Below are 20,542 nucleotides of genomic sequence, written 5' to 3'. Positions count from 1 at the left end.
AAACAAAGAGGGTCGGCATGCCGACCCTCTTGTTTTGTACCATCTATTTGCATTAAGCTTTTGCCTTGCTTTTCAGATTATAAAGGCTGAGTGCTATGAAACTGTAAACTTTCATGGCAAATCCCGGTACGACGAAGTCACGTATCACCTCCTTTTTCTTTTCAGGGGCCGGCTCGGCCAGGGAAAGATATTTCAGTGCATATTTCAACCGCGGCCAGTAGGTATTGCCGTATTCTTTTGAAAACAGCAGCTTGTAATAATATACGCTCAGATTTTTCTTGATGCGGTCATCATACTTGTAGTTCAACTCCTTGTTGATGTTCTCGTACAGCTGAATGCGGTTGAAAAGGAAATCGGCACCGTAATGGTTGTCGGCAAAACTGGCTCCTCCCCTGTTTTTCCTGTAAACCGACATTACTTCATCGATATAGCCGATCGGTCCGCGTGTTGCGAACATGATATTACGCGGGATATCTCCACTCGTTGACAGGTTAGTCCATTCCGGATCAGGGTTTTTCGCAAAATCCTCTCTCCTGAACATCAGGCTGGAAGTCGCTATAAAACAAAGCTCATCCTCCCCGATCAGATCGTCTACTGTTATCTCAGGTTTTTTCAGCGTATTCACCAGGTAAGGCGGCGCTGCATTGTCGTCGAAAATGACGCGGGCATTATGGTAACAAGCGGAGTAATGCGGATTCGCATCCAGCATTTCCACCTGCTTTTGAAGCTTGAACGGCGAAATCAGATAATCGTCGCCGTCAAACTGGGCGATATACTCCCCTTTTGCGGCAGCGAAGGTGGACAGTGCATTGTATTTACCATTGAGGCCCATATTCTTCGGGTGCAGCAACAGCCTGATTTGATCGGGGTAACGTTGTTGGTATTCCTTCAAAATAGCCGCTGTGTTATCCTTCGAATTATCATCGCCTACCACAATTTCGAAGGGAAATGTAGTTTGCTGCATCAGAATAGAATCCAGCATTTGAGCTACAAACTTCTCGTGGTTATAGGTAACAACGCAGACGCTTACTTTTATCATAATCACTTCATCATCAATTTGGGCATTCACCGGGGGCAAATTTAGCGCATTTATTTGTCAATCGCCGAACCTGCCGGTTTAGCGGCGGTAACGCATATGCACGTCCCGTCGGCTGTTCAAGCAACCTTTTATACTCAAAATAAATTCAGAACAGCAAACCTGCTCACCGGAATGCTCTATTTTTGAACAAACACAAAGCAGTATGAACGAATCCACACAATCTGAAACCAAGCCTTTATTCCGCATACCTGCAATTTTCAGTCAGTTCACGAATGTGGTAGCCGCTGAAAGTACCAGGCACGGAGGTGTGAGCCCCGCGCCATTCCATTCACTTAACCTGGGCGGAACGCAGGATAGTTATGAAAATGTACTTGAAAACAACAAGCTCTTTTTTGAGGCTTTGCATATTCCTTTTGTTACAGTAGCAAAATCGCACCAGGTACATGGGACAGAGATTTTAAACGTGACAGAACCCGGTAGATTTGAAGGTTACGACGCATTGATCACGCAAATAAAAGGGATCCAGCTTGCGGTAACGGTAGCTGATTGTACGCCGATCCTGATACTCGATCCCAGAGGCAATGCGGCTGCGGCGATTCACGCGGGCTGGCGGGGAACAGTAGGGAAAATTGTTGCTAAAACGGTTTTGAAAATGCAGGAGTTATACGGTAGCAAACCTGAAAATTGCCTTGCTTACATCGGTACTTGTATCGACGAGTGCTCATTTGAAGTGGGCGAAGACGTCGCGCAGCATTTTGACGATACCTGCAAAAGATGGGACGATGAGAAAAGGAAGTTCTTTGTTGATCTCAAAAAAAGCAATCAGGCCCAGCTACTAGAAGTAGGTCTGCCTGCTGAAAACATCGAAATATCGCCTTATTCAACGGTTTTGAACAACGAAGATTATTTTTCGTACCGGAACGAAAATGGGGTAACCGGCAGAATGCTGGCTACAATCGGGTTTACAACCGGAGAGCTTAAATAAAAAAGAGCCGGCTTTCAGGCCGGCTCATGCAAATTCTAGACTTGTTCAGCAGAAGTAGTTTCCGTTTGTACAGGAGCTGGCTGTGTTGAAGCCGGTTTCTGAGCAGCGGTCCTTGCCGCTGATTTGGCGGGTGCCACTTTGGTTGAAACAGGCTTAACAGCTTTTACAGGTGCAGCAACCGGTGCTTTCGAAGAAGCTGCCGCTACGAGTGCCGCAATTTTCTCCGTTTTCTCCTTTTTACCTTCTTTTTTATCTGTTTTCTGCTTTATTTTCTTCTCTGCATTCTTCGCTTCTTTTGCCTTTTTCTTCTGAGTTTCCTTTTCAAATTTCGCAACCTTCTTCGCTAGTTTAGCGGCTGCCTTTTCGATGGATTTCTTTATTTTCTTCGATCCTGCCGAAACTGCTTCGATTTTACCTGTAAGCGTTTCCGCAAGTTCAGTTGACAACTTTTTTGTAGCCGATTTCATAAATCTGATTTTCTGTGTAGACAAAGAACAATGCTGAACCTGCAATTAGCATTTATTCGGCGACAATGACCAAATATTTGGTGTTATATTTATGTTAAATTTTTTCTTACAAATTCCCAAATTACGATCCCCGCAGAGACCGATACATTGAAAGAGTGTTTGGTACCAAACTGCGGGATTTCAATGCAGCCGTCGCTTTCCGCAATCACCTCCTGGTTTACGCCTTCTACCTCATTACCAAATACAAAGGCGCAGGGTTTTCCATTTAATGGTTCGAAATTTTGCAGATAGGTACTGCCTTCTGCCTGCTCGGCACACCACACCTGATACCCGCTTGCTTTCAGTTGTCTTACAGTATCAACTGCACTGGCGCATTTCTCCCATTCTACAGAGAGCTCGGCCCCCAGCGCGCTTCTGGTGATTTCACGGTGCGGCGGCTCCTGTGTGTAGCCACAGAGGAATATCTTTTGGGCACGGAATGCATCCGCAGTCCTGAAAAAGGAGCCTACGTTGTTTAAACTTCTGATGTTATCAAGTACAATCACAAAAGGAAATTTCTCAGCCTCCCTGAACTCCTCGACCGTCAGGCGATTCATTTCCTCAACTTCCAGCTTTCGCATATTTTTCATTTATTCTGAATGCGCAATATCGCACATAAATAAAAAAGCTCCTGAATCATATCCAGGAGCCGCATTAAATTTTCTGAGTTCTTACTTGATTTTCGTGATCAGCTCAACAATGTTTTTAACACCCAGCTTTTCAAAAATCCTTGCTTTATAGGTACTTACCGTTGAAAGTTGCAGGTTGAGCTTTTCAGCGATTTTAGCTGTTCCCAAGCCTTCTTTCAAGAGGTTCATCACATCCGTCTCGCGGGGTGACAAACTTACGATCGGGTCCGGAAGATACTCTTTCGGGTTAATGAGACGGTTGATATTCATCTGCTGCATATCCTCGCTCATGTATTTTTTGTTGTTCAAAACGCTCATTACAGCTGTTTTAAACTCTTCTTCCGGCGCATCTTTGGACAGATAACCGTCTGCACCTGCTTGAAGGTACATCAGGCCGTATAGCTGTTCATCGTAGCTGGAAAACATCAGTATCCTCGTTCCCGGGGATTTCTGACGAATGGTTTCAACCATTTTAGTTGTATTGCCTCCTGGGATATTGATATCCAGGATCAGAAGGTCGTATGCTTTTACTTCAATTTCCTGAAGTATCTTATCAAAATCGTCAACGTCCGAAATGGTAGAGTCCGGAATCAATGATTTGAGGAGGTGCTTCGTACCGATTCTCACTACTGCATGATCTTCGGCGATAAGTATGTGTTTCATGGATGGGCTCGGGCCAATTATATGTATGAAATCTGATTAAATTAAAGCTAAGCGCCGCTTGTGTACACTTAACAACTAAATTCAAAGACCTGATTACCAACCTATGCAATTACCGTACACTCGAACCGGACTGTTTGAATAATTAACAAAAATAGTAATCTGCATTGTATTAAACATAAAAAATATCAAATTAGTATACCATTTATTTCCAAATAACGCTTACACACGCTTGTTCATTCGGGATTTACAAAAGGCACCTATTTTTTCTTGTGACAATGGTCGAATAACTATGATGGTGTTTGACGAATACCCCCTTTGCAGTCACGAGACCTCACTTTCTGATTTTCTGTTCTTCAAGGGTTCGCATCTTCAATTGACAAACTCTCCTGTTCAGACCTTTTTAATGGCTAGAAATTGTTCTCATCAGATCATAGCCGAATTTCACTGTAATGTAGACGTTGCCGGCTGCTGGGTTTCACTGCTGAAAGCTCCGTTTGGAGGACTTACTTTTCAGGAAAACTGCACAAACAGCGAGCTGATTTTCATGCTGCATTCGATCAGGGACTGGCTTGCACGAAGTTCGTGTAAAACTCTAATTATCAAAACCCCTCCCTCCTGTTATTATCTCGAAATTCACGAGAAAACGCATTGGAATTATATAAATACTGGTTTCAATCCATTTCGTACCCTTATAAACCAATATATTCTTGTAACCGAAACACAATTCACAACCGTAATCAGCAGTACTGCGGCGCGTAGATTACGAAAAACTCTAAACGCAGGTTTCAAGGCCACACTAGACATGAACACTCCTTCTGCGCAGATATACTCGTTTATCTATAAGTGTCATACGCAAAAAGGATACCCGCTTCCGGTTTCGCAGGAAGAGCTTGCTAAACTGACGCAAACTTTCCCCAACCACTTCCTGACATTCACTGCCTCCCACAAAAGTGTGATTGTAGCTGTCATCATCGCCGTACGTGTAGCACCACACGTACTCTATCTTTTCCTGTCCGACTACGACAATGCATATGCTGCATTCAGTCCCATTATTCTTCTCACGCAGTGCTTATACGAACACTGCCAGCAGGAAGATTGCCAGATCCTCGACCTCGGGACTTCCCTCGATCATCTTGGCAACGAAAAAGAATCGTTAAGCCGGTTTAAGCGCAATCTTGGAGCGAGGGAGTGCATGAAAATCACATATCGCTGCGAGATTTAATCAGATACCCAGACAATTTCCGTCCCGGTAAAACACGCTCGTGCAAGTTTCGATACCTACGATAGGCGTCATACCTATGAAATCAAGCCGGCGAAACCCTTTTTGTGCGAGATGTTCTTTTGCGCGCTGGTACCATTCCCTTTCTGAATTATCCAGAATGATCACACCGTCCGGAGTAAGAAAGTCGGAAGCGAAAATGGCGCATTTAACCCTGTTGCGACCGTCAACGACAATGATATTATATGATTCACCCGTAGATTTTACTGCCTGAATGTAACTATCTCCCAGCGGTTTTTCCAGCAAGGTTGTGTTTACAGGGAGCCGGGGACCAATTTGTCTGATCCATGCATTTTCATGTTCCACAGCTGTGATGTGCTTCACCAGACCTGCATACCAGATTGTAGAGTTACCGGATCCGTATTCAAAAACACGAAACTCTGGTTTCAACCTGGGTTTTAGAAAAAGTATAAATGGATAAGTGTACCAGGGAAGCGGCTTTCCGTTTGCGTCGACGGACTGTTTTGAATGAAAGCTTTTGAACCAGCCATATTGCTTTAAGGCCCCGTCAAGATGAAGCTGGACAACTCCGCCGAGACCTACCTTATTCAATAAACCCCACGCGCTATTTTTTATTTGTTTTAACATTGATCGATCTGCTAGGCATTGTTTGCCACAAACCTACGAATTAATGTACTTTTCTCTCAAAACTGCCGCAATGCGCTCTGCTGCTTTTCCATCCCAACCAAAAGGATATGGAGTCTCTTTTATCGGCTCCGACAGAATCCTATCTATCACAGCTACGACTTTCTTCGCAGTATAATCAGCGACAAGGTGATTTGTGCCTTCCATTACCGTGACCGGTCGCTCGGTTTCGTTGCGGAGCGTAATGCAGGGGATGCGCAAAAATGTAGTTTCCTCCTGTATGCCACCCGAATCTGTGACAACCAGTCTCGCATTCTTGATCAGGTTTGTAAACTCAAAATATCCCGCCGGAAGAAGTAAACTACAATTTTTGATTTCAGTGAATGCCGATAACAGATTGAGCTGATTGATATTATTAAACGTCCGCGGGTGCGCCGGGAAGATTACGTGATACCTGCTGCACAAGACCCGGATCAGGTCCAGCAACTTTTCGAGCTCCGGCTTACTGTCAACATTTTGTGGCCGGTGCATGGTAAGCAACACATAAGGATCCGTGATACCCTGCAATTCCAGCAGCTCGACACGATCTATTTCATGCATGCAATGCACCAAAGAATCGATCATCACATTTCCGGCAAAATGAATGCGCTCTGAGGGAATATTTTCTTTGCGCAAATTCTCAACAGCAGCTGCTTCCGTTGCAAACAGATCCTCTGAAATCGCATCGATCATCATGCGGTTCAGCTCTTCCGGCATTTGACGGTTTCCGCAGCGCAACCCTGCTTCGACATGCGCCACGGGCACATGCAGTTTGGCAGCGACAAGTGCGCAGGCAAGCGACGAATTTACATCACCTACCACAACAACCAGGTCTGGCCTTTGCTTCTTCACAGTTTTCTCGAAAGCCAGCATGATCTTCGCTGTCTGCTCGGTTTGGGTCCCTGCCCCTACATTCAGGAAATAATCAGGCTTCGGCAAACCCAGCTGGCGAAAGAATATACCCGACATTGAGAAATCGCTGTGCTGCCCGGTATGTACCAGTTGCGTCGTAAATTCAGGGCATGCATTGAAAGCGCGGTACAGAGGTGCTATTTTGATAAAATTAGGCCGCGCACCTGCGACAATCAGTATTTTCATAGGCTATCTGCTGCATTTTATCTTATTTCGTCCTGCCAATCAAGTTCATCAAATGGGGATTATTGTTCGTCAGGGATTTAAAAGTTCTATTGTTTCTTATGTCGGAGTAATCATAGGGACTTTCAATATACTGATCCTCTACAACCAGTTTATGACGCAGGAGCAGCTTGGCCTTTATGCCTCTACCCTGCTCACTTTCCCCGTGATTTATATGTCTTTCGCGCTGCTCGGAGTGCCTTCTGTGGCAGTGCGTTTTCACAGCCGGTTTCAGGATGAAGTGGCCCGGCGGCAGCTTTTTACATTCATCATTGTGACTCCGCTGGTGGGTTTGGCAGCATTTGTATCGCTGTATTTGCTCTTCAAACCTCTCTATTTAAAGTTTTACCTCGACCATTCTCCTCTGCTGGTTAAGTACTATTACGTTTTCATTCCCCTAACGGTCGGGATGGTTTATTTACTGGCGCTGGAATCCTACTCACGCATTAACCTGCGCATTGCTGTACCTTCTCTGATCCGCGAAGTGGGCCTGAGGCTGGCGAATAGTTTGCTGGTTATCTTATTTGGTTTCAAAATCATCAATTTTGATACAATGGTGTGGCTCACTGTCCTGAGCTATGCACTCGCAATCACTGCGATGCTCGTCTATCTATATTTTCAGAACAGACTTTACACTTCGCTGGATTTCGGGTTTATCAAGCATCCTGCATTCCACGAGATGTATCGCTACGGACTTTGGGTATTACTTGGAGGAGCCAGTGCCGCATTGCTCCCGCACATCGAAAAAGTGCTTTTGCCCGCCTTCGAAGGTGGACTTGGGAACACTGCCATATTTGATATTGCCTCCCGAATCGCGCTCGTGATCTCCATTCCCCGGAACAGTATCGTGATGATCAGTGCGCCTATTATTTCAGAAGCTTACGCCAAAAATGATATCGGCCACATCGACAGTATTTACAAAAAATCCTCGCTGAATCTTTTCATTATCGGCACCTTCCTTTTCCTCGGGATTTGGTGCAACATCGATTCTATCTTCGGACTGATCCCCAAATCTGACATTTATGCGCAGGGAAAGTGGGTGGTACTGATGGTGGGCGTATCCCGCATTGCGGATATGGCGACGGGCCTGAACTCGGAGATACTTACCAATTCGAAATTTTACCGGTATGATATCGTCTTCATGCTTTTCTTCACGATTTTACTGCTTTTCAGTAACCAGATATTGATCCCGATGTTTGGCTACAATGGAGCTGCTGCGGCCGCGCTGTTTTCCACGATTACATACAACTTTATAAAGCTCTTTTTTATCAAGCGTAAAATGGGCATCCAACCCTTTACAGCCGGCACTGCAAAAGTGGCTGTACTGGCGGCGCTGGCTTACCTGGCAGTTTACTTTATCCCCCACCCGACTGACCAGAAAAACCTCTATGCGGTGATCATCGACGTACTGCTGAGATCCGTTATCGTGACGGTTATTTTCGGGGGAGGAATTCTGGCCTGGAAGGTTTCCGAGGATATTTCGACGGGCATCGGAACAGGTTGGAGTTTTGTAAAAACAGGGGTTTTGAAGAGAAAATAACCTTGTTGCAGACGCCCGCGCACCTGGGATGTGCTTTTCCTTTCTGGCATTTGTGTTTTTAACTTTGCTATCTTTGACTATCAGCCGCCTGAGCTTTCGGGCACATTTAAAATTTCATCTTCTCAATGTCATTTAAACAAAAAATAGTAGCCGGCCTGTTGAAAGAGCCTTTCAGCAAGTTTCAATTAACTACTTACGACCGCAGCAAACCCATAAATATGGTGGTCGGTTCTATGTATTCCGTTTACAAAGGCTGGATACATTCTGATATCGAGACATTGAACCTGTTGAAGAAAAGCGACTGGCAAAAGTATTTTGATGAAAACTCCATTGACAGGATCCTGGCTGAACACGTTTGGGAACACCTGACACCTGAAGAGGGAAAACTGGCATTCCTGCATTGCTATCAATTCCTGAAACCAGGCGGATTTCTTCGTGTAGCCGTGCCCGACGGTTATCATCCCGATCCTGATTATATCAACTACGTGCGACCTGGCGGGACCGGTGAAGGTGCCGATGATCATAAGATCCTTTACAATTACCAGCTGATGTCCGGCTTCCTGCAAGAGATCGGCTTCTCAGTTAAGCCACTGGAATATTTCGATGAGCACGGTCAGTTTCATAAAAATCCCTGGAAGGTGGAAGACGGAATGGTACGACGCTCCGCCGACCATGACGACCGCAACAAAGGCGGAAAGCTTGGTTATACCTCATTGATTATCGACGCATTCAAAAATTAATGGATTTGTCTGACCAGCTTGCTCCGATCGTTTTATTCTGCTACAACCGCCCCTGGCACCTGGAACAGACAGTGAGATCGTTACAGGCAAATACGCTGGCGACCAGAAGTGAGCTTTTTATCTACTCCGACGGTCCGAAAAATCAAGAAGACCAGAATGCGATCCGGCAAATCAGAGCCTATCTCGACCAGCTAAACGGGTTCAGGAAAATTACCATTATCAGGTCGGAGCATAACCAGGGACTTGCTGCTTCTGTCATAAAGGGGGTTACTGAGGTGATCGAACAATATCGCAAGGTGATCGTGCTGGAAGACGATATGCTCACTACACCCGACTTTCTGGACTTTATGAATAAGGCGCTGAATGTCTTTGAAGCGCGTCACGATATTTTCTCTGTTACGGGCTACACGCCCCCAATTTCAATTCCCGAAACTTACCGGAATGATCTGTTCCTGGTGCCGCGCGCGAGCTCCTGGGGCTGGGGTACGTGGGCGCATAAATGGGAGAAAGCAGATTGGGGAATGCAGGATTTTTCTGATCCTGAAAAAACAGCCGCATTAAAAAAAGCCCTGATTAAAGGCGGGGACGATCTCTGGCCGATGCTCATCAAGCAGCAGAAAGGTATCATCGATTCCTGGGCGATCCGATGGACACTGGCACAGGCCAAAAATCAGGCTTACGGGCTCTATCCGGTCCATTCAAAAATAAAAAACATTGGAACAGACGGCAGCGGCACTAATTTTACATTCAAATCTACCGGGTACGGACAGGAACTGAAAATAGGGAACGTAAGTATGGACCCGCATTTGGAACCTGACGAATTGCTAATCAACCAGTTCCGGAAGTATTACAATCTACCGGTTTCTGTCAAAATCAAAAACTGGATCAAATACCGCATTTGACCCCACTTATATGTACTGGCTGCGCTATCTGCTGAAAGAACCTTACAATTCACTCCATACACCTGCCGGACGGGAGTTTGTCGGATTGTTGTTTAAATATGGAAACAGTCCGAGACACAAGCGCACGCAGGTCAGTTTCGGGAAATACCAGCTGACAGTGCCGGATACCATGTCATTTCTTTGGCAGCACAAGGAAATTTTCGCTGACGAATTCTACTACTTCGAAACACCAAACTCTGCACCCGTAATATTCGACTGCGGTGCTAATGTTGGTATGAGTGTTTTGTATTTCAAGAAACTTTATCCAAATGCGAAGATCACAGCATTTGAAGCCGAGCCGGAAATTGCATCGCTGCTCCGGAATAACCTGTCCGCGAACTCCATAGGTGATGTAGAAATCGTGGATAAAGCTGTGTGGACCGACGAAGAAGGTATCTGGTTTGGCAGCGAGTCCGCTGATTCGTCCTCTATTTACTCCACATCCGCAAAAAAGAAGATTGCATCTATCCGTTTGCGCGACTATTTACTTGCTGAAAAGCACATTGATTTTCTTAAAATAGATATTGAAGGCGCAGAGAAAGAAGTTTTAAACGATTGCGAGGATCACTTGCAGCATGTTCAAAACTTATTCGTAGAGTTCCATTCTTACGTCAACAATCCGCAAGACCTGGCGGCAGTAATTACTGTTTTCGAGAAAAACGGGTTCAGGTACTACATCGATACTAATCAGCACCGCCTTAAACCATTTACAAACCACAAGTACCGCGGCAACGAGATCATGGACCTGCAGCTAAACATTTTCGGCTGGCGCGAATAAGTTGGATTAAAGCCGGGAATCAACCATTTCTCTCGGCAATACCGATTTCAGATCAAATATGACGGATTCGGCATTCGTAAAGCTGTTGAAATCAAGCTGATTGTAAATGTCGTGGGCCACCACAAGTACAACTGCCTCATACCTCCCCTCAGGCTCAGCCGCAAGCTGGATACCAAACTCTGACAGTGCCTGCTCTGCCGAAGCCCAGGGATCGTAAATATCGATTTGTAAGCCAAAGTCAGACAGCTCCCGATACACGTCAACAACGCGTGTGTTACGCATATCCGCACAATTTTCTTTAAATGTGATACCCAGCAGCAGTACCCTGCTCCCCTCCACTTTATGGCCTTTTTTGATCAGGAGCTTTACCAGTTTATTGGCGACAAACACGCCCATTGTATCATTAACACGCCTTCCCGATAAAATTACCTGCGGATAATAGCCGAGCGACTCCGCTTTGTAAGCCAGGTAATAAGGATCAACTCCGATACAATGCCCGCCAACCAGCCCGGGTTTATATTTAAGAAAGTTCCATTTGGTCGCAGCAGCCTCAAGCACCTCCGTTGTATCAATATTCATTCTGTCAAATATCAGTGCAAGCTCATTTACGAAGGAAATATTTACATCGCGCTGCGCATTTTCAATCGCCTTGGAGGCTTCCGCAACTTTGATACTTGGTGCCAGATACGTTCCTGCTTCAATCACAGAATTATAAAGCTGATCAACTAAACGCGCTGTGGTAGGAGTTGAGCCCGAAGTTACCTTTTTGATTTTGGTAAACGTATGCACTTTATCTCCCGGATTGATCCGCTCGGGGGAATAACCACAGAAGAAATCAACATTGTACCTGAGTCCGCTATGCGCAGCCAGCACGGGAACACAGTCTTCTTCCGTACAACCCGGATACACCGTAGATTCATAAATGACGATATCGCCATTTTTAAGGTACTTTGCAATGGTACTGCTTGCTGCGAGCAGCTGTATCAAGTCCGGCTTTTTGTTGTTATCAACCGGAGTGGGAACTGTTACAATGAAAACATTGCATTCCATTAAATCATGCTCACTTTCTGAAAGGCGCAGCTTGGACGCATTTGCTAAATCTTCCGTAGAAATCTCCTTTGTTACATCGTCACCACGACGCAGCTCAGCTACCCGCTGGCTGTTGATATCGTAACCCAGTACATCGTATTTTTGACTAAACGCGATTGCCAGCGGCAGACCTACATAACCCAATCCTATTACCGCGATTTTACCTTCAAATTCAGGAAGCATTCTGTGTGCATGTTTAATGTCGGGCATAAAACTATGCATATTTCAACCTACCAAAAAATTTCAATTTACCCCGTTACCAAAGCTAAAAACCGACGTATTGGTTGTATAGAACATCTTAAATACGTTTATGGATTTACAAATCATTCAAAACAAAGTATTTGTTATTCGCGGCTGTAAAGTAATGCTCGACTACGATCTGGCAGAAATGTACAAGATCGAAACCAAAGCACTGAAACAGGCCGTCCGAAGGAATATGGACAGGTTCCCGCCCGATTTTATGTTCGAGCTGACGCAAAAGGAGTACCAGGTTTTGAGGTCACAAAATGTGACCTCAAGTCCAGGCGGTAACAGGTACCTGCCATTTGCATTCACCGAGCAAGGTGTCGCTATGCTTTCCAGCGTGTTGAAAAGCACGAAAGCGCTGGAAGTAAACATTACGATTATGCGTGCATTCGTTAGAATGCGGCAGAATTACCTGGACTCTGCCGAACTCAGGCAGCGAATTGAAGCCATTGAGCTCGAAATGGAGACAAAGTTTGAGGATATCCACCAGGCATTGCAATACCTGCTTGATCCGCCCCAGCCAGCACGCGCGACCATTGGTTTCAAGTCAGGCGAATGATTACCTGGCGTAAGGATTTGGTGGAAAAACGTGTACCTGAAAGCCTTCTCTTTGCATGGCACTTAAAACCTGTGCAGAGGGTACTTTCTTAAAAATGACTGCGCAAAGTACCTGTGAGGGCATTAACGTAGCCTTCGTAAGAAAATCGTGAAACGCCAGCTTGCGCTTTATCTTCCTGAAAGCAGGAGACGAATCATCTGCCTTTTCCTGGCTGTATGAAGGGTGGTAATAGTTATTGTTAATGCCTTTAAATGCAACCATCGGGAGACCCATACCATTTGCAAGCTTGTCCATCTCCCGCTCCGAGAGCTTGAAAACGTAATTGCCGACTTCCTCAAACGAATACCTGTTCTTCCAATATTTTTGTAAAGCATTTGTATCAAAACGATCGAAAATATTTCGTAGCGCCAATAAAAAGGGCATTTTAGAAATCGGGTCGTGGGGCTCGACCAGTATGACCGCCTCTCTGGCAACGCGGAGCATTTCATAAACGCCCAAATACGGGCGGGGAAAGTGATGATAGGCTTCTTTACAAAAGATATAATCGAAGCTACCGTCAGGAAAAGTGAGTTTTTCAACGTTCTCGACAGCATATTTTTCAATAAACCCCCGCGATCTGGATAATGGAAGAAAAGCTTCTGAAATGTCGGTAGCAGTCACATCCAGCCCCTTTTTGTAAAAGTGATTGGCATCAAAACCGTAACCATCCCCTACTGTAAGCCACGTTTTCGACTCTGTTACAAAAGGATCAGTCAATGTAAGCATCCGCTGGTGAATCCAGTGGTTGATGGTTTTATGCTGATTATCATACTCCCACAGCTCAATAGCCCTGTCTTTCGCCTCCTTTGTCGCGTATTGGACATCGTACCATTCCGAATGCGCCTCGTGGCTGCGCTTTTCATTAGACATTATCGTCAGTTTACTTAGTTCAGGATAAAGATAGATCAACGAATAAAATTTTTAAGCGAGGAACTGTTTAATTTTACCGCTATCAAACATTAACATCCCTTCGGAAACCGTCGGCAAAGTTCATTTACATGGTACTTCATTTAAGTACGTTTCATTTGGAAGGAGGCGCAGGAGTGGCAGCTGCCCGGTTGCATCAGGCATTATTAAAGTCGGGTATCGAATCCAGTCTGCTTGCTGCATTTCCTTCAAAAGAGGAGCAAAATGTTTATGGATTAGGCAATTCAAAATGGGACCTGCGAAAAATGTGGGCCCGGTTTACCGCCGAGCGGCTCCTTTTTTACCCGCAGGAAGCAGATCAGTCAGTGAGGTTTGCGTTCTCCCCTGCTGGGATTGGAGCAGATATTAGCGCACATCCATTAGTCAGAAAGGCAGATATCCTGCATTTGCATTGGATCAACTTCGGGTTTCTTTCACTCCAATCTCTCGAAAAGCTTTTTGCATTAAATAAACCCATTGTATGGACAATGCACGATATGTGGACAATGACCGGTGGCTGCCATTACAACCGCGGCTGCGAGCGGTTTCTGTCACATTGCCAATACTGTCCTTATCTGGCAAAGCCCGACATTTACGACATTTCCTTTACACAATTTGAAGCAAAAAAGGCACTTTATTCGCAGGCCAAAACAGCCCTGATCTCTCCCAGCTTGTGGCTGGATACACTCGCCAAAAAAGCGGCGCTTACCAGGAATCTCAACTCATTTTGCATTCCAAACTGCATTGACACTACCTTGTTCAGGCCGGTAGACAAGCTTGCAGCGCGCCACGCATTCGGGTTGCCTGCTGATAAAAAGCTGATCCTGTTTACCGGAGCAAACATTCAGGATAAAAGAAAAGGCTTCGTTTATTTCAAACAAGCTTTGGAGTGCATGAAGTCCGTTTCGGCAGGAATTGAGGTGATGCTCTTTGGAAAAGCAGATGTGTCCGGCTTCTCGGATTTCCCCGTTCCCGTACATTATATAGGCAAGATCAGCGATACAGAAACGATGGTGAATGCTTATAATGCCGCTGACCTGATCGTAGTACCATCATTGGAAGATAATCTGCCGAATACAATCATGGAGGCAATGGCCTGCGGCACTCCTGCGGTTGGATTTGATACCGGGGGAATTCCGGAAATGATCGATCATCAGCTAAATGGATTTGTTGCTGAACAAAGGTCTGCCGATTCACTTGCAGCCGGGATCAGCTGGGTGCTGGAACAAAACGGATCGCCTGCCTTGTCAGCGGCCGCCCGCGAAAAAGTTGTTAATCATTATTCAGAAAGCCTGATCGCTTCGCGCTACCAGGCTATTTACAATTCATTATTGAATGGATAGCCAGCCGATTATAACGATCATAACAGTAACCTACAATGCAGAAAAGTACGTGGAGCGCACATTGCGCAGCGTACAAGCGGCACTTTCACAAGTTGCTGATCCCTCACCGATCGAATACCTGATTATCGATGGGCTTTCAAAGGATACTACGCTGTCGATTTGCCACCAGTATTCGTCCATTATTTCCCGGATTGTTTCAGAAAAAGACCGGGGGATTTATGATGCGATGAACAAAGGAATGCAGTTGGCGGGCGGACAATATCTCTGGTTCCTTAATGCCGGCGACGAGATTTTCGATAGCAAGGCACTCGCCGGTTTGCTTTCGGCAACTGCCACGGGAGCCGATGTATATTACAGCGACGCAATGATGGTGGATGAAAGCAACCGTGAACATGGTCTCCGGAGCCAGTTTACGCCGCACTCCTTGCCGGAGAACATTCAATGGACAGATTTTGCATTAGGGATGAAAATTTGTCACCAGGCATTTATTGCCCGGAAGCAAGTCGCTCCTATTTATGATATCTCCAATCTGAGTGCAGATATTGATTGGGAAATTACGTGTCTCAAACGTGCTGGCCGAGTGCAATTTCTGCCGTTCGTTCTATGTCGGTACCTAATGGGCGGCACCTCCGTTCAAAATCACCGCCGCTCGCTTGTCGACCGCTTTCTGGTCTTGCAAAAACATTTCGGAACGATCCAGGCGAGTTTCAATCACCTCCGCATTTTCTGGCGCGGGGCCGTTTTTACGATGCGCAGGGGCAGGTACTGGTAAGCTTCCTTCTTTTTTTACTCCTATTTTTCATTTCTAGCAAATTGGACTCGGAAAACGGGTTTAGACTAGCTGTTGTCCTATTTTTTACCAAAATCCTAATATGCAAATTTTGCTTAAAATCCCATATTTTTCCTAACAAAATTTGGTACAACTTTCATTAACGATATATTTGTTTTATCAATTATATAAATAACCAAACCTATCGTTATGAAAAAAATTCTGCTATTTGCATTTTTTTTCTGTGTGATTGCATGGGTGTCAGCAAACGGCCAAGATGTTAGAGTCACAGGAAAAGTAACAAGCGACGACGGCTCGGGACTACCGGGGGCGTCCGTACAGGTGAAAGGGAGCACCAACGGGACGCAGACAGATGCACAGGGAGATTATTCCATCAGTGTTCCAAATTCTTCATCCATCTTGATTTTCAGCTTTGTGGGAATGACCTCACAGGAGATCGCTGTTGGTAACCAAAGTGTGATCGATGTAAAGCTGGTGAGCGATACCCGCAATTTGAGCGAGGTGGTTGTTACCGGTTTTGGTTCACAGATCAAGCGTGATGTGACCGGAAATATCGCCCAGGTGAAGGGTACCGAAATCCAGAATATGCCTGTTGCAAGTGTCGACGCTGCATTGCAGGGAAGAGCAGCAGGTGTATATGTAAACAGCGGAACAGGGAAGCTTGGACAGGCGATCAATGTTCGGGTGCGTGGAAATTCTTCTATCAGCGCAAGCAGCCAGCCACTCTATGTGATCGATGGAATGCCGGTAACTACCTCCGATGTAAGCAATAGCACCGGTGGGGCAACCAACCCGCTCGCAGACTTTAACTCCAATGATATTGAATCCATTGAAATCCTGAAAGATGCTTCTGCGGGAGCTATTTACGGTTCACGTGCAGCAAATGGCGTGGTACTTATCACGACCAAAAGAGGGAAGGCTGGAAAAACCAATGTAAGTGTTAATTACCAGATCGGTTCTTCGGAAGCCACCCGCCGGGTTGACTTCCTGAATGCGGAACAGTATGTGAAATTCTATACAATGGCGGCTAACAACCGCGACCGCATTGACGGTGTGGACCCGAATGATCCTGATTCGTACACGCAATACATGCTGGGCGAAGGTGGATTTTTAGATAATTATAGCCTTGGAACGTACGGCACTCCCGATCAGAAAGAGTACCTGTGGCAAGATCAGGCTTTCCAGAAAGCGCCCCAGCAGCAGCTCGATTTTCAAATGAATGGAGGTAATGAAAAAACCAAATTCTTCATTTCCGGCCAATATCTTGATCAAAAAGGAACCATCATCGGAAACAAGCTGGATCGCCTTTCAGGTCGCATCAACCTTGACCACCAGGCTTATAAATGGTTACAGGTAGGCCTTTCAATGGGTCTGGCAAGAACGGTAAACAAACGTCTGCCTGGTGACAATGCGTTTTCTAATCCATTGCAAATGGCGGCATTAACGCCATTGACACCATTCAATGACCCTGAAACGGGCTTACCTACTGGTACCCCTCCGGGAGAAGTTGGCGTGCCGCTGTACTTCAATCCGATGATCTCCATCAAATATGCGAGCTTCGTTGCGACCACTTCCAGGAACCTGACCAATGCATACGCGCAGATTAACCTGGTACCTGGCCTGAGATTCAGAAGTGAGCTGGGAATTGACATTTTGAACCAGAACGAAGAGAGTTACTACCAAACGCAGAATATCAGGAACGTTAGTACAGCGGTTGCCGGGTTGGGTGAGAATTTTGCAACGTTTATCACCAACTATAATACCAACAACTTCTTCTCATACGAGAAGGTGGTGAACAACCATACTTTCGACGGTACATTAGGTATGTCTTACCAGCAATCACAAAGCAGGGAGAACTTTGTCGAAGGAACCCAGTTTCCTTCCAATTCATACAAAAAGATCGCGAGTGCGGCTACGAAATCAGGCGGTAGCTCATCCGAAACCAACTACCGTTTCCTTTCGTACTTCCTCCGGGTAAACTATAAGTTCTCTGACAAGTACCTGCTATATGCCAGCGCGAGGATCGATGGTTCTTCCCGTTTCGGTGTCAATTCACGTTATGGATTTTTCCCGTCAGTCTCTGCGGGTTGGGTGCTTACAGAAGAGAACTTCCTGAAAGATAATGCTACTCTCAGCTTCCTGAAACTGAGAGGGAGCTACGGTTCAACAGGTAACTCTGAAATCGGCGACTTTCCGCAACTGGGCTTGTTTTCGGGTGATGCAGGTTATGCAGGAGCAGCCGGACAGCGTCCTTCACAACTGGCAAACCCTGACCTGAGATGGGAAACAACCAGACAAGCTGATTTGGGTATCGACTTCGGTATTTTCAACAACCGGATCAATGGAGAGATTGACTACTACGAGAAGAAAACTACGGGCTTATTGCTTGCAGTGAACGTTCCTGCAACAACCGGTTTCTCTACCAAAGTGGCCAACGTAGGCAAGCTGCAAAATAAAGGTTTTGAATTTGTACTGAACACACAAAACCTGATCGGCAAGTTTAAATGGAACACTTCGCTCAATTTTGCGACCAACCAAAACAAGGTTACTGACATTCAGGGACAGATTATTGAAGGCGGTATCCGCAATATGAACCGCGTCATGGAAGGTCAGCCGGTTGGCGTTTTTTACACAGTGGAATATGCTGGTGTTGATCCTGCAAACGGCGATGCCCTTTTTTACAAAAATACAGAAAACGACCCCCGCGGCACAGTTACCAACAACCTGTATAACAGCGCACAAAGGATCGCAGCAGGAAGTCCAAACCCTAAAATTGTGGGTGGTATTACCAATACATTCTCTTTCAAAGGGCTGGACCTGAATGTCTTCTTTAACGGAGTTGCAGGTAATAAGATCAATTTCTACGGAGTAGGCCAGTATTCTTCTGCAAACGGGATTTATGAGGATAACCAGACTGCCGACCAGATGAATGCATGGACTCCTGAAAACCCGAACACGAATGTTCCTGAGGCGCGTTTTTATCGTGGAAACGGAAACCAGGCGTCTACACGCTACATTCTTGACGGATCTTATCTGCGTTTACGCTCGGTGACACTGGGCTACAACCTGCCTTCGAGCATTACAAGCAAAATCAAAATGGAGCGTGTGCGTGTTTACGTATCAGGACTTAACCTGGCGACATTTACCAACTACAAAGGCTGGGATCCCGAAGTTAACACGGACGATCTGGCCGAGGCAGATACAAAATTTGCTTTGGGAAATGACTTTTATACAGCACCACAGCCACGCACGATCATGTTTGGTATCAACGTCGGTTTTTAAATCGCATTCAGCTTATCAATTCATCTGAATTATGAAAAAAAGAACATATATATACTCCCTGGTATTTGCCGCGGGATCTTTTCTACTGACAGCCTGTGACAACAGACTCGACGTTGCCCCAACCCAAAGTATTGACGAGGAAGCTGCGCTAAGTACTTCCCGTGACGTAGAGGTGACGCTGATCGGCGCCTATGATGCATTGCAGGATCCTGATGTTTACGGAGGCGCTTTCCAATATTCTTCCGAACTGCTTGGTAACAGTGATGAGCTGGGTTTTGGTGGAACTTTCCAAAATTTGCTTGAAATGTACAACAAGCAAATTACCACACAGAATGTAACCTCACTGGCTACATGGAGAGATTCCTATGTGACGATCAACCGGTGTAACAATGTGCTTTCTGCATTGAATATCGTGGATGAAGACAAACGTGCACGCATTGAAGGAGAAGCCAGGTTTATCCGTGGCTCTGTTTATTTCGATCTCGTAAGGCTGTTTGCAAGAGCCTGGGGCGATGGAGATGCAGCCCAAAATCCAGGTGTACCGATTGTACTCAAACCAACACGCGTAGTAACAGAAGCAGATCAAATTGCGCGGAATTCAGTTGCGGAAGTTTACCAGCAGGTCCTGGAAGATCTGAATGCGGCAAAGTCGCTTCTCCCTGAGGGTAACACCATTTACGCCAATAAATTTGTCGCGGCGGCCCAGCTTTCCCGTGTGTATTTAATGCAATCCAATTTTGCAAAAGCGCGTGACGAGGCGAATGAAATCATCGAATCAGGTGAGTATCCTCTTGCAACGGACTTTAATTCATTGTTTTACACTTTCATGAGAAATGGAGGAGCTAATCCAAGAGAGTACATTTTCTCGATGGTTGTAACGCAGCAGGATGGGATCAATGACCTGAACACCTACTTCGGCGCTACGATCGACGATATTCCGGGCAGCTCCGGACGTGGTGATATCAGGGTACTTCCCCGGCACCGCAACCTGTACGAAGCAGGCGATGTACGCGGTCAGTTTTTTGTAAGCTCCATTAATACTTACACGCAGAAGCACATTGATCAGTTTGGCAATGTATTGCAATTCCGTTCAGCAGAAATGTACCTGACACGCGCGGAAGCGAATTTCCGTCTTGGAACAGCTGTGGGCGCAACTCCGCTTGCTGATGTCAACCGAATCCGCAAACGTGCAGGTATAAAGGATTTGACAACATTGACTCTACCTGCCATTTTGAAGGAAAGACACCTGGAACTTGCATTTGAAGGCCACATGCTGCACGATATCAAACGTAACAAAGGCAATGTAGGCGCGCTACCTTACGATTCACCCAGGCTGATCCTGCCGCTTCCGCAGCGCGAGATCGATGTAAATAAAAAGCTGGTGCAAAACGAAGGATATTAATCCCGAATAGCCACACCTACCAACAAAA

Annotated in this window: 19 protein-coding genes; 11 read left to right on the top strand and 8 right to left on the bottom strand. The window is 45.8% G+C overall.

The annotated features are described in order from the left end of the window. Positions 1–52: 52 nt before the first annotated feature. Positions 53–1,039, bottom strand: a complete 987-nt coding sequence (locus ASG33_RS05075; protein ID WP_056283291.1) for a glycosyltransferase family 2 protein — start codon at positions 1,037–1,039, stop codon at positions 53–55. A gap of 202 nt (positions 1,040–1,241) precedes the next feature. Here ASG33_RS05075 and pgeF point away from each other — a divergent pair, with 202 nt between their 5' ends. Beyond that, positions 1,242–2,024 carry a peptidoglycan editing factor PgeF gene (gene pgeF, locus ASG33_RS05070; protein WP_056281025.1) on the top strand — a complete coding sequence of 261 codons (783 nt, stop codon included), beginning with the start codon at positions 1,242–1,244 and terminating at the stop codon, positions 2,022–2,024. A gap of 35 nt (positions 2,025–2,059) precedes the next feature. On the opposite strand, the gene ASG33_RS05065 is transcribed toward pgeF, so the two are convergent. From ASG33_RS05065 to ASG33_RS05055, 3 genes are all read right to left on the bottom strand, one after another. After that, entirely contained in the window at positions 2,060–2,491 is a 432-nt protein-coding gene (locus ASG33_RS05065) for a hypothetical protein (RefSeq protein WP_056281023.1), read from the bottom strand. 89 nt (positions 2,492–2,580) lie between these two features. Next, positions 2,581–3,111 (bottom strand): RNA methyltransferase, encoded by a 531-nt coding sequence (locus tag ASG33_RS05060; protein ID WP_056283289.1) that lies wholly within the window; start codon positions 3,109–3,111, stop codon positions 2,581–2,583. A gap of 90 nt (positions 3,112–3,201) precedes the next feature. Then, positions 3,202–3,822 (bottom strand): response regulator transcription factor, encoded by a 621-nt coding sequence (locus tag ASG33_RS05055; protein ID WP_056281021.1) that lies wholly within the window; start codon positions 3,820–3,822, stop codon positions 3,202–3,204. 802 nt (positions 3,823–4,624) lie between these two features. On the opposite strand from ASG33_RS05055, the gene ASG33_RS25870 reads away from it, so the two are divergent. Continuing rightward, on the top strand, positions 4,625–5,044 hold the full coding sequence (locus ASG33_RS25870) for a GNAT family N-acetyltransferase (protein WP_162242725.1): 420 nt from the start codon (positions 4,625–4,627) through the stop codon (positions 5,042–5,044). Here the strand turns inward: ASG33_RS25870 and ASG33_RS05045 are convergent, their stop codons facing one another. Both ASG33_RS05045 and wecB read right to left on the bottom strand, forming a co-directional pair. Next, positions 5,045–5,689: a hypothetical protein gene (locus ASG33_RS05045; protein WP_056281017.1), complete on the bottom strand. Its 645-nt coding sequence runs from the start codon at positions 5,687–5,689 to the stop codon at positions 5,045–5,047. A 33-nt stretch (positions 5,690–5,722) separates the two neighbouring features. Beyond that, positions 5,723–6,823, bottom strand: coding sequence for a non-hydrolyzing UDP-N-acetylglucosamine 2-epimerase (gene wecB, locus ASG33_RS05040; protein ID WP_056281015.1), 1,101 nt, complete (start codon positions 6,821–6,823; stop codon positions 5,723–5,725). Between the two features lie 52 nt (positions 6,824–6,875). On the opposite strand from wecB, the gene ASG33_RS05035 reads away from it, so the two are divergent. The 4 genes from ASG33_RS05035 (at position 6,876) to ASG33_RS05020 (ending at position 10,858) form a co-directional block, all read left to right on the top strand. Continuing rightward, entirely contained in the window at positions 6,876–8,399 is a 1,524-nt protein-coding gene (locus ASG33_RS05035; protein ID WP_056281014.1) for a lipopolysaccharide biosynthesis protein, read from the top strand. A gap of 125 nt (positions 8,400–8,524) precedes the next feature. After that, positions 8,525–9,139 (top strand): methyltransferase domain-containing protein, encoded by a 615-nt coding sequence (locus ASG33_RS05030; protein WP_056281011.1) that lies wholly within the window; start codon positions 8,525–8,527, stop codon positions 9,137–9,139. Then, a complete protein-coding gene (locus ASG33_RS05025) occupies positions 9,139–10,041 on the top strand; it encodes a glycosyltransferase (RefSeq protein WP_056281009.1) in 903 nt (300 codons plus the stop codon). The genes ASG33_RS05030 and ASG33_RS05025 overlap by 1 nt, the downstream gene beginning before the upstream one ends. Before the next feature lie 10 nt (positions 10,042–10,051). Beyond that, complete coding sequence (locus ASG33_RS05020) at positions 10,052–10,858, top strand: FkbM family methyltransferase (protein WP_056281007.1); 807 nt, start codon at positions 10,052–10,054, stop codon at positions 10,856–10,858. A 6-nt stretch (positions 10,859–10,864) separates the two neighbouring features. Here the strand turns inward: ASG33_RS05020 and ASG33_RS05015 are convergent, their stop codons facing one another. Further along, positions 10,865–12,130: a nucleotide sugar dehydrogenase gene (locus ASG33_RS05015; protein WP_056283286.1), complete on the bottom strand. Its 1,266-nt coding sequence runs from the start codon at positions 12,128–12,130 to the stop codon at positions 10,865–10,867. A gap of 127 nt (positions 12,131–12,257) precedes the next feature. On the opposite strand from ASG33_RS05015, the gene ASG33_RS05010 reads away from it, so the two are divergent. Then, on the top strand, positions 12,258–12,752 hold the full coding sequence (locus tag ASG33_RS05010) for an ORF6N domain-containing protein (protein ID WP_056281006.1): 495 nt from the start codon (positions 12,258–12,260) through the stop codon (positions 12,750–12,752). Here the strand turns inward: ASG33_RS05010 and ASG33_RS05005 are convergent, their stop codons facing one another. After that, the gene (locus tag ASG33_RS05005; protein ID WP_056281003.1) at positions 12,753–13,661 is read right to left on the bottom strand and encodes a class I SAM-dependent methyltransferase; all 909 of its coding nucleotides are present in this window, start codon (positions 13,659–13,661) and stop codon (positions 12,753–12,755) included. A 128-nt stretch (positions 13,662–13,789) separates the two neighbouring features. Here ASG33_RS05005 and ASG33_RS05000 point away from each other — a divergent pair, with 128 nt between their 5' ends. From ASG33_RS05000 to ASG33_RS04985, 4 genes are all read left to right on the top strand, one after another. Beyond that, positions 13,790–15,040: a glycosyltransferase family 4 protein gene (locus ASG33_RS05000; RefSeq protein WP_056281001.1), complete on the top strand. Its 1,251-nt coding sequence runs from the start codon at positions 13,790–13,792 to the stop codon at positions 15,038–15,040. After that, positions 15,033–15,812 carry a glycosyltransferase family 2 protein gene (locus tag ASG33_RS04995; RefSeq protein WP_056281000.1) on the top strand — a complete coding sequence of 260 codons (780 nt, stop codon included), beginning with the start codon at positions 15,033–15,035 and terminating at the stop codon, positions 15,810–15,812. The genes ASG33_RS05000 and ASG33_RS04995 overlap by 8 nt, the downstream gene beginning before the upstream one ends. Before the next feature lie 207 nt (positions 15,813–16,019). Continuing rightward, complete coding sequence (locus ASG33_RS04990) at positions 16,020–19,112, top strand: TonB-dependent receptor (protein ID WP_056280998.1); 3,093 nt, start codon at positions 16,020–16,022, stop codon at positions 19,110–19,112. A gap of 31 nt (positions 19,113–19,143) precedes the next feature. Continuing rightward, on the top strand, positions 19,144–20,514 hold the full coding sequence (locus tag ASG33_RS04985; RefSeq protein WP_056280996.1) for a RagB/SusD family nutrient uptake outer membrane protein: 1,371 nt from the start codon (positions 19,144–19,146) through the stop codon (positions 20,512–20,514). The last annotated feature ends 28 nt before the right edge of the window (positions 20,515–20,542 follow it).

Origin of the sequence: Dyadobacter sp. Leaf189 (assembly GCF_001424405.1) — a bacterium.
GTDB lineage: Bacteria > Bacteroidota > Bacteroidia > Cytophagales > Spirosomataceae > Dyadobacter.
This window is presented reverse-complemented; position numbering and strand designations above follow the sequence as displayed.